This is a genomic window from Muribaculum sp., from assembly GCF_029051885.1.
Classification (GTDB): domain Bacteria; phylum Bacteroidota; class Bacteroidia; order Bacteroidales; family Muribaculaceae; genus Muribaculum.
Map to the genome: position 1 here is coordinate 1 of NZ_JAIDKI010000029.1, position 10,336 is coordinate 10,336.

At 50.4% G+C, this 10,336-nt stretch carries 8 protein-coding genes and 1 tRNA gene; 6 read left to right on the top strand and 3 right to left on the bottom strand.

Going from position 1 to position 10,336, the window contains the following annotated elements; translation table 11 throughout:
- Position 1: 1 nt before the first annotated feature.
- Positions 2-75, bottom strand: a tRNA-Asn gene (locus tag K2I50_RS01160).
- 474 nt (positions 76-549) lie between these two features.
- Here K2I50_RS01160 and pckA point away from each other — a divergent pair.
- From pckA to K2I50_RS01185, 5 genes are all read left to right on the top strand, one after another.
- A complete protein-coding gene (gene pckA / locus K2I50_RS01165) occupies positions 550-2,154 on the top strand; it encodes a phosphoenolpyruvate carboxykinase (ATP) (protein ID WP_301024421.1) in 1,605 nt (534 codons plus the stop codon).
- Positions 2,155-2,327: 173 nt separating this feature from the next.
- Positions 2,328-4,427, top strand: a complete 2,100-nt coding sequence (locus tag K2I50_RS01170) for an Ig-like domain-containing domain (RefSeq protein WP_301024422.1) — start codon at positions 2,328-2,330, stop codon at positions 4,425-4,427.
- A 22-nt stretch (positions 4,428-4,449) separates the two neighbouring features.
- Positions 4,450-5,355, top strand: coding sequence for a DUF3822 family protein (locus K2I50_RS01175; RefSeq protein ID WP_301024423.1), 906 nt, complete (start codon positions 4,450-4,452; stop codon positions 5,353-5,355).
- Positions 5,346-5,954 carry a 16S rRNA (guanine(966)-N(2))-methyltransferase RsmD gene (rsmD, locus tag K2I50_RS01180; protein ID WP_301024424.1) on the top strand — a complete coding sequence of 203 codons (609 nt, stop codon included), beginning with the start codon at positions 5,346-5,348 and terminating at the stop codon, positions 5,952-5,954. The genes K2I50_RS01175 and rsmD overlap by 10 nt, the downstream gene beginning before the upstream one ends.
- A 178-nt stretch (positions 5,955-6,132) precedes the next feature.
- On the top strand, positions 6,133-6,990 hold the full coding sequence (locus K2I50_RS01185) for a CE1 family esterase (RefSeq protein ID WP_301024425.1): 858 nt from the start codon (positions 6,133-6,135) through the stop codon (positions 6,988-6,990).
- Positions 6,991-7,198: 208 nt separating this feature from the next.
- Here K2I50_RS01185 and K2I50_RS01190 read toward each other — a convergent pair whose 3' ends face one another.
- Entirely contained in the window at positions 7,199-8,227 is a 1,029-nt protein-coding gene (locus tag K2I50_RS01190) for an aspartate-semialdehyde dehydrogenase (protein WP_301024426.1), read from the bottom strand.
- Between the two features lie 211 nt (positions 8,228-8,438).
- Positions 8,439-9,605, bottom strand: coding sequence for a putative sugar nucleotidyl transferase (locus K2I50_RS01195; protein WP_301024427.1), 1,167 nt, complete (start codon positions 9,603-9,605; stop codon positions 8,439-8,441).
- Positions 9,606-9,761: 156 nt separating this feature from the next.
- Between K2I50_RS01195 and K2I50_RS01200 the strand changes: the two genes are divergently transcribed.
- On the top strand, positions 9,762-10,193 hold the full coding sequence (locus K2I50_RS01200; RefSeq protein WP_301024428.1) for a hypothetical protein: 432 nt from the start codon (positions 9,762-9,764) through the stop codon (positions 10,191-10,193).
- Positions 10,194-10,336 lie beyond the last annotated feature (143 nt).

A 10,336-nucleotide genomic window follows, 5' to 3' on the forward strand; every position in this document is an offset into this window, starting at 1 on the left:
GCGCTTCAAGATGGACTCGAACCAACGACCCTCTGATTAACAGTCAGATGCTCTAACCGACTGAGCTATTGAAGCGGTTGTTGCCTATTCGGCTCTCCGAATTAGCGATGCAAAATTACGTACTTTCTTTTATATCTCCAAATTTTTAACGCATGAATGTTGCGAAAATGTGCAAAAAGTGAAATTTTTGGAAATCTTGCGGTCTTTAATTGTTTGCGGCGAACAATTTGTGTCATGAAATATGTTACTAAGTCAGTTGTAGAGTTATTGCAGACGGAGCCAAATGAGAGGATTCCGATACAGTATGGCTTATTGCTCTTCCGCCTCGTGGAATACGGTTCGTATTGTCGTAATTCTTAAAATTATGTAATACGGAAATTTTTCTTTATTTAGAGAATGATGTTAATGAAAAAGTCATTACCTTTGTAGCGGATTTTATTGCCGCTACTGCGGACGTATGAATCCACGGCTTGTTGCGCAAGATGTGTGCATGAAGCTGTAAATATGTAAATAAATGTTTATAAACCATATAATTAAAGTCTATACAAAATGAGCAAGATCGATTTAGCCCAGTATGGCATCAAGGATGTCAAAGAGGTGATTTACAACCCCAGCTATGACGAGCTCTTCAAGGCAGAAACCTGCCCCACACTCGAAGGTTTTGAAAAAGGCGTTGTAACCGAACTCGGCGCCGTAAACGTAATGACCGGCGTATATACCGGCCGTTCGCCCAAGGATAAATTCATCGTACTCGACGACAATTCCCGCGACAATGTATGGTGGACAACCGAGGAATATCCTAACGACAACAAGCCTGTGACTGAAAAGACCTGGGCTGCCGTTAAGGAAATCGCCATCAACGAGCTCTCCGGCAAGAAGCTCTTTGTTGTCGACCGTTTCTGCGGTGCCAACAAGGATACACGTATGGCTGTCCGCTTCATCATGGAAGTAGCATGGCAGGCCCACTTCGTAACCAATATGTTCATCGCTCCTACTGAAGAGGAGATCAAGGAGTTCAAGCCCGACTTCGTTGTTTACAACGCTTCGAAGGCTAAAGTTGAAAACTTCAAGGAACTCGGCCTCAACTCTGAGACTGCTGTTGTATTCAACACAACTTCACGTGAGCAGGTTATCATCAACACATGGTACGGCGGCGAGATGAAGAAGGGTATGTTCTCTATGATGAACTACTACCTCCCCCAGAAGGGTATCGCTTCCATGCACTGCTCGGCCAACACCGACAAGGAAGGCAAGAATACAGCTATCTTCTTCGGCCTTTCCGGTACAGGCAAGACCACCCTTTCTACAGATCCCAAGCGTCTTCTTATCGGTGACGACGAGCACGGATGGGACGACAACGGCGTGTTTAACTTCGAGGGCGGCTGCTATGCCAAGGTTATCAACCTCGACAAGGAAAGCGAGCCCGATATCTTCAACGCCATCAAGCGCGACGCCCTCCTCGAGAACGTTACCGTTGACGCTGAAGGCAAGATTGACTTCAAGGACAAGAGCGTTACCGAAAATACTCGTGTAAGTTATCCCATCAACCACATCGAGAGCATCGTTGAGCCTATAAGCGCAGGCCCCGCTGCCAAGAATGTTATCTTCCTTTCGGCTGATGCATTCGGTGTGCTTCCTCCCGTTTCAATCCTTACCCCCGAGCAGACCAAGTACTACTTCCTCTCTGGCTTCACCGCCAAGCTCGCAGGTACAGAACGCGGTATCACAGAGCCTACTCCTACTTTCTCCGCTTGCTTCGGCCAGGCATTCCTCGAACTGCATCCTACCAAGTATGCCGAGGAGCTTGTTAAGAAAATGGAGAAGAGCGGCGCCAAGGCTTATCTCGTAAACACCGGCTGGAACGGTACAGGCAAGCGTATTTCTATCCGCGACACCCGTGGTATCATCGACGCTATCCTCGACGGTGCAATCCTTGCAGCTCCTACCAAGAAGCTCCCCATCTTCGACTTCGAGATTCCCACCGAACTTCCCGGTGTTGATACCAATATTCTTGATCCCCGCAACACTTACGCTAATCCCCAGGAATGGGAAGTTAAGGCTAAGGATCTCGCAGCCCGCTTCATCAAGAACTTCAAGAAGTACGAGAACAACGAGGCCGGCAAGGCTCTTGTTGCCGCTGGTCCCCAGCTCTGATAACTATCTGACAGGTCGTGTCCATCGCGCGTCATGACCCGTAAAAATAACGGCAGGCACCCCCATAGGGGATGCCTGCCTCTTTTTTATGCACACCCACGGTGGATATACGCGATTTTCTGTGTAAATTTGTGGTCATACTTTTGATAATGACAAGAAACGAATCTACATATATGCGCGGGATTCTGGGGGTGATACTCATCTTCATTCTCGCAGCCTGTGCCTCTATCGGACGTCCGTCGGGTGGCGAATATGACTATACTCCTCCCGTGTATGTGAAGAGCAATCCTCCCATAGGGAGCCGTAATGTCGCCGCAAGCCGTATAAATATAGATTTTGATGAAAACGTGCAGGTAGAGGATGTCATGACAAAGGTCGTGGTCTCGCCCGCTCAGAAGTCCATACCATCTATTACAGCCAACGGCCGTCGCATCACCATTGACATACGCGACAGTCTCATACCCAACACCACCTATACCATTGACTTCTCCGATGCCATCCGCGATCTCAATGAGGGAAATGTGCTCGACGGCTTTGCCATTGACTTTTCTACAGGCGACAGCATCGACTCTCTGCGTATATCGGGCATGGTGTTTGAAGCACGCACTCTCGAGCCTGCCCAGGGGATGCTTGTCGGGGTATACAGCAATCTGTCTGACACAGCTCTGACGACACTTCCGATGGAGCGCATCGCTCGCACCAATCAGCTCGGACAGTTTACCATACGAGGACTGCATCCCGGAGAGTACAGGATTTTTGCCATTAATGATGTAAACCGCGACTATCATTGGGACCGTTCGGAGGATATCGCCTTTTACGACACGATAATAAGCCCCTGGGTCGAGACTGTTGTAATTACCGACACCCTGACTACCGCTGAAGGTGCCGATTCGATAGTGACACGCGAGGCGCGCGATTATTTCCCGAACGACATACTCCTTACATGGTTCAACGAAGGCTACCAGTCGCAGTACCTTAAGGATTACCGACGCCCGGAGCGTAAAAGGCTCACAGTGGATTTCGGCACACGCTCTGACTCTCTGCCTGAGCTAACGATACTCAACGGTCCGATGGCCGGAGCGCCTGCGTCGCAGTGGGCGCGGCTCAATGCTGTGGCCACACTCGACACTCTCGAGTACTTCATTACTGATTCGGCCGTATACAACATGGATTCAATGCTTGTGGCAATGAGATATCTGCGCACCGATACAGCTTCGCGTCTTGTATGGGGCACCGATACGCTGCGTTTCAGTTTCAAGGATCCAAAAAAGAGCAAGGGCCAGCTGAAAAAAGAAGCTAAGGATCGCGAGCGCAAGATTGAGCGCATACTCAAAGAGCGCGAAGAAGCCGGCGATACCTCCAAGACAATCCTGCCGTCCGACACTATTGAAATCAAGTTCCTTCAGTTCTCGTCCAAATCAGGCGGAACACAGGAGCTGGCGCGTCCCATATGGTTTACCACCGACCAACCTCTGCTCGTCGACACAATTCCGGAGTCGATTGTCACATTTGCTGTGATGCGCGATACCGTCTGGGACACGATTCCGGCACCGCGCATATATCGTCCGGATTCTCTGCGGCTGTTGAGTTTCAAGGCCGATTACGAATGGGCTCCATCTACTAAATACAAACTTTCGATTGACTCGGCGGGGCTTCATGGTGTCTATGGACTCTGGAACTCCCGTACCGACTTCGAATTTACCACAAAATCGCTTGAAGATTACTCGGCGCTGTTTGTCAATGTCTCGGGTACCACTGATTCGGCCTATGTCGAGGTCCTTGGTCGTGATGACAAGCCTGTGGCTGTGGCTCCGGTCACGAATGGTGTGGCCGAGTTCAATTATCTCGCGCCGGGCGATTATTATATGCGCCTTTTTATCGACAGAAACCACAACGGTATTTACGATACCGGCAACCTTACCGACAGCGTTTTACAGCCCGAGGAGGTATACTACTATCCCAAGAAAATAGTGCTGAAGAAGAATTGGGATGTCGAGCAGTCGTGGGATATCTACGAAACTGCGATTGATCTCCAGAAGCCTGCCGAGATAAAGAAAAACAAGCCCAAGGACAATAAAAAGCGTCGTCGCCGTCCCGACGGATCATACATCGATGAGCGTGATGAAAATTCCGACGAGTATGACGATGAATTTGACGATGGCTATGGCGAGATGGATCAGTTTGGTCCGGGCAGCTACAACGGTGTCCGCAATATCGGCAACAGCCGCAACAATTCTGTAGGGGGATTCTCCTCGCGCAACAATCGTTTCTAACCGGCTATGCAAAGTCTATCCGATGGGTAAATGTGTCATAGATAAAGAGAATGTGCTTGCTCCAGGGCGGTGTCATCTTATACTTGATGTGGATGATACTACTTTGGGCGTGACTGTCATCGACCCGATTGTTCCCGAGCCGCTTTGGCGTAGTATTGAGCTGACCCAGTCTCTCTCTCCTGCCCGGGGCGCAGGGATTATAGAGTCAGGTTCTGAGGCGCTTGTCAAAGCCCTTGAAGAGGCTGTTTATGACAATCCTGTATTGCTGTCGGGATTTTCATCTATAGAGGTCATACTTCACACTCCATGGTTTACCATGCTTCCGCCGGGACTTCCCGGAGATGCCGAGGTGCGTATGGCTGTGGCCGGTGCATCAGTGCCCGAAGAGGCAGCCGAGGCGGCGATGATTGAGTTGCCTCCGATAGGGGGCGGAGCGCCCGATTTTGTCATGTATGCCGACACCCGGCTTGTCGACTTTCTGCGGCGCACATTTGCAAATCCTCTTTTCCGTCATCCTCTTGAGGTCATGTGTCGCTATTTCATGGGCACTGACCCGCTGGGTGTTGCGGGGAAGATGCTCGCCCGTTTCGAGCCGCGCCGTGTCGACCTTATGGCGTTTGGCGAATCAGGCCCCGTTTTTGCCAACAGTTTCGACTGTATGTCGCCTGTCGATGCGGTATATTTTATACTTGCGGTCAGGGAATCCCTGGGTATCGGTGTAAACGGCGAGTTGCTGTTGGCCGGAGATGCCGCAATGCGCGAGGCTGTCACTCCCGTATTGCGTAAATATATCGGATTTGCCATGCCGCTGCCTCTCCCGTCGCGTGCTTCCGCCGGCAATGTTCTCATGCCGTTCCCCACTGATGCCCTTGCGGCCATGTATCTGAAAAATATTAACAATCCTGCTGACAGACCATCATGCGAATAATACGAGGAAAATACGGGCGTCGTCGTTTCGACGTGCCGTCCAATATATCGGCCAGGCCGACAACCGACTTCGCGCGTGAGAATATATTCAACGTGCTTGAAAACCTTACAGACCTTGAGGATGCCGACTGTCTCGACCTTTTTGCCGGCACCGGTGCCATCAGTTTTGAATTTCTGTCGAGAGAATGCCGTCATGTCACCGCGGTTGAGAAGGCCGCCACACAATGGCGCTTTATAAGTCAGGTGGCACAGCGTCTGAATGTCGATAATTTCACTCTTATACGTGGCGATGTGTTCCGCTTTGTGGCCACATGTACCGGCAAGTTTGATGTCATTTTTGCAGATCCTCCATACGACCTTCCACGTTTCGGAGAGATTCCCTCCTTGATTCTCGGGTCGAAAATGCTGCGTGAAGGCACGATATTCGTTATCGAACATTCGCGCAACTACGACTTCTCCAATCTGCCTCATTTTCTCGAACACCGTGTCTACGGTTCGGTCAACTTCTCAATATTCCGTATCGAAGGCGGGGAGCAATGTGCCGAGACATCGTCCGGCGGGAATGCTGAAAATGAGGATAACCTTACAACAAATATCTGAATAAGTAACTGGTCGATTAATGTTTATTTGAGTAAAATTTTTAGAAGATTTTACCCGATGAAGAAGGAGTGTAGCGAGCTACACGACTGATGAAGAGAGGAAAAGATTCAAAAATTTTGCCGAAGAAACATCGAAATAATAAGACCGGTTGATATAAAATAATTTAGAACAGTTCCTTATGAATAGATTTGTTTCTTTATTTGCGGCTGTTATTTCATTCGGCTGCTCTGCTGCTGCGCAGACGCTCCCCGCCTATAGCATGGAATATGGCGACACTGTGCGCACCTACTCCATGTATATCCCTGAAGGAGTAGGCAAGGATGCACCGCTGATTGTCTATACCCATGGGTATTCGACAAAACCGGCCAACCGCGTCCGTGCCGACCTTAACGAGGCTGCCGCTGAATATGGATTTGCCCTATGCTATCCCGACGGAGCTCCCGACAGCCGTGGAAAGGACGGCTGGAATGTCGGTTATCCTTCCCAGCATACCATGACTGTCGATGAAAACGACTTCTTCGCAAAACTTCTCGACGAAGTGTGCCAGCGCTTTGGCCTCAGCCGCAGCAATGTGTTTATGGCAGGAATGTCGAATGGTGGCGACCTGTGCTATCAGATGGCCTATACGCGTCCAGGCCTGTTCAAGGCTTATGCTTCCGTGGCCGGACTGACTTTTGAGCATGTATATCACAACGAGCGCCTGACAATTCCTGTTCCGTTTCTTGAAATCCATGGCACTGCTGACAAGACTTCAATGTGGCAGGGCGACCATGTGAATGCCGGAGGGTGGGGAGCATATATCCCCGTTCCGCTCGCAGTGGCCGCAGTAGCCGCCAATAACCGCTGCACAACAATGGCAACCGACACTATACCATCGCGCTCGGAGCGCCTGGTGACACGTTGTATCTATAGCGGTTCACCATCCGGAGCCGATGCCGTGCTCTACCGTATCGAGGGTGGTGCCCATCGCTGGGGCACTGCCGATGTTCCTACATCCGATATTATCTGTCAATTCTTCTCTCGCTATCTTGACTGATGTGCTGATTTATCATGCATTTATGCAACCGCCTACTCCAGGCGGTTATATATATAAAGCAAAAGGGAGGCGGTTCACACCGGCTCCCTTTCTTTTAAAATAAAGGCTTAAGGTTACTTATCTTATTTGTACAGAGGTTTTGCTTTATTGCTATTTGGAGAGTTGAGGAGATGGTCCCGGAATAATCCGGATGAGGAGAGGAGGATTCTTATATAGTTGCTTTTGACGTCCAGCCGTTTGCAATCAGATATTGGGCAATCTGCACGGCATTGAGAGCAGCGCCTTTCTTAATCTGGTCGCCTACAATCCAGAACGACAGGCCACGGTCGCAGGTGAGATCCTTGCGCAGGCGTCCTACATATACCGGATCCTTGTCGGCGATATCGAGCGGCATGGGATATTTCTTGTTGGCAGGGTCGTCGAGCATTACGATGCCTTCGGCCTTTTCCAAAGCCTGGCGCGCCTCCTCAAGGCTCACCGGCTGCTCAGTCTCTACCCATATAGCTTCGGAATGAGCGCGCATCACGGGTACTCTCACACATGTGGCGCTCACTTCGAGTGAGGGAGCATGCATTATCTTCTTGGTCTCGTGGTACATCTTCATCTCCTCCTTTGTGTATCCGTTGTCGGTAAACACATCTATCTGAGGGATAACGTTGTAGGCGAGCTGATATGCAAATTTCTCAACAGTCGGCTCCTCACCGCGAGTAAGCTGTGCGTGCTGTTCGAGCAGTTCGGCCATTGCCGAGGCTCCTGCACCGCTGGCAGCCTGGTATGTCGATACATGCACGCGGCGTATCGGCGAGAGGTCATTGATGGGCTTCAGTGCCACTACCATCTGTATGGTTGTACAGTTGGGGTTGGCTATGATATTGCGGGGAGTCTCGAAAGCATCCATGCCGTTGACCTCGGGTACTACCAGAGGCACATCAGCATCCATACGGAATGCGCTTGAATTGTCAATCATCAGTGTGCCGTTGGCGGTAATCACGTCGGCATATTCGCGTGATGTGCCGGCGCCGGCCGAAGCAAAGGCGATGTCGACACCTTTGAAGTCGTCGGCATTGCGGGTAAGCTCTTTTACTATGATTTCTTTACCACGATATGTATACGTGCGACCTGCACTACGGCTTGAGCCGAATAGCAACAACTCGTCAATCGGGAAATTCTGTTGGTCAAGTGTGCGGAGGAATTCTTGTCCCACGGCTCCGCTTGCACCTACAATAGCAATCTTCATTTATTTCGCGGTTATGATAAATAAATCATATGGTGTGGCAGACTGATGTCAGTAATAGTGCCAGGTGGAAGAGGGTTAAGCGCTATATATGATTTTGCGCATCTTTCTATATTGCAAAATTAAAAAGAGTATTCCTATTTGCCAAATTTATGGGCCAAAAAGTGGCGTACAGCATATCTAAATGGACTTTTTGGCCTTATTTTGGTATTATTTACTTGTATGTTTCGGCAATATCGCGTATCGCTTCGAAGATATCGATATCGGTTTGGGTCAATTCTACGTGCCTCCGCGCCATCGCCCGACGTGCTATGTCGAAGAATTTGCTCATTGTCACATCGGAAAATCCTGCAGCTCCGCCCTCGCTGAATGAAGCTACGAAATTGCGCGGAAATCCCGACCCATGGATATTGCATCCCACACCGACCACGGTAGCGGTGTTGAACATCGTGTTGATGCCGGCCTTGGAGTGGTCGGCCATGATGAGTCCGCAGAATTGGAGTCCTGTGCGCAGGAATCGGTGGGCAGGATAGTTCCAGAGCTTGATTTCGGTATAGTCGTTTTTGAGGTTGGATGCCACACAGCCGGCCCCCAGATTGCACCATTCGCCGATTACGGCATTGCCGAGAAATCCGTCGTGGGCCTTGTTGCTGTATCCCAGCATCACCACATTCGACAGCTCGCCACCGACCTTACACCACGGTCCGATGGTCGTAGCTCCGTACACACGCGTGCCCATATTGATATGTGAGTCGTGGCACAGTGCCAGCGGCCCGCGTACAAGCGTGCCTTCCATTATTTCGGCATTGCGGCCAATGTATATCGGTCCGTTCTGTACATTGAGCACCGCGGCTTCAACCCATGCGCCTTCCTCGATAAACACACGTGACGGGTCGCCTATGATTGTTACCGTGTCGCTTACCGGCTGTGATACGCGTCCGGCTGTCACTCTCTCGAAATCGGTCACCAGTGCCTCGCCGTTAAGAGTGAATATGTCGGTCAGCGAGCGGAGCGCTGTGAGTTGTATCGAGTCTGCTTCTACGGTATCCGTGGCCTCTTTGCCATGACGGGCTATTTCTTCGCCTCCTGCTGTCAGGCGGCATCCGGCGGGAAGCGCCTCGATTGCCCTCACCAGTTCGTCTGACGGACATATGTGTGAGGCTATATAATAATCATTGAGAGTGTCGGCCTCTTTCATCGGGAATTTGGGCGCGAGATATTCCGCGCTTACCTTGTAGGAATATTCTCCGGGAAATGCGCGTTCCCACTTCTCGCGGATTGTATCGATTCCGAGGCGTATTCCGGCCACAGGGCGTGTGTAGGTGATGGGCAACAGGTTGTCGTGCACCTCGGCCACATCATATAATATTATATTTCGCATATATTGCACTATGTTTGTTTCCGATAATTATGTGTGCAAAGTTACTAAGAAACTGTTTTAGTGAGGCGTTTTTTTGCAGATATTGCGTAGCCGGAGCAAAACAGATATATGTATTCGTGTGTTAATAATGGTAAATCGATTGATAATATAAAGATTATGGTTACGCTATTATTGCCTGCTGCCGTGTCTGCGTCGTTTCTTTCCTGCGTTGCCGGAATATTGGCGCTCGTCATCCTTATACTGATTGCCATGATACGGCGTCGGGCGGGGCAGATGACTACCTTTTGGGGAGGTGTCGTAGCCCTGCTGTCGGTCATTGCCATCGGGGCAATATGGATTGTAGCCGTCAGTCCGGTTGATATGGCATGGTCGATTGCAGGCATCCACGAATCGGCCGATCTGATTGGCTCCGGCACAAGCGTGCAGCGCTCGCTCGGATCGACCTACGGCAACTATGCCCTCATACCGCGTGGTGTCGCCGTATGGCTCACTGTCATAATCAGTGCGGTAGCCGTAATGTCGGTATGGCTTATCGTGTCACTCCTGGGACGTCGCCGCCGCCTCGCGTCGGCCCGTACCTCCAAGTAATCCGTCCGTTTGTGAAAAAAGCGGTTTAGCCGGTTGAGGAATACGGCGGATAATGCTATATTTGCAATATTAAGAGCTTGTTTAATAATAAATGTTGCCGCCAGGGTCGTATAGCTTGAGACGATTTTCGACATGTGACGAAG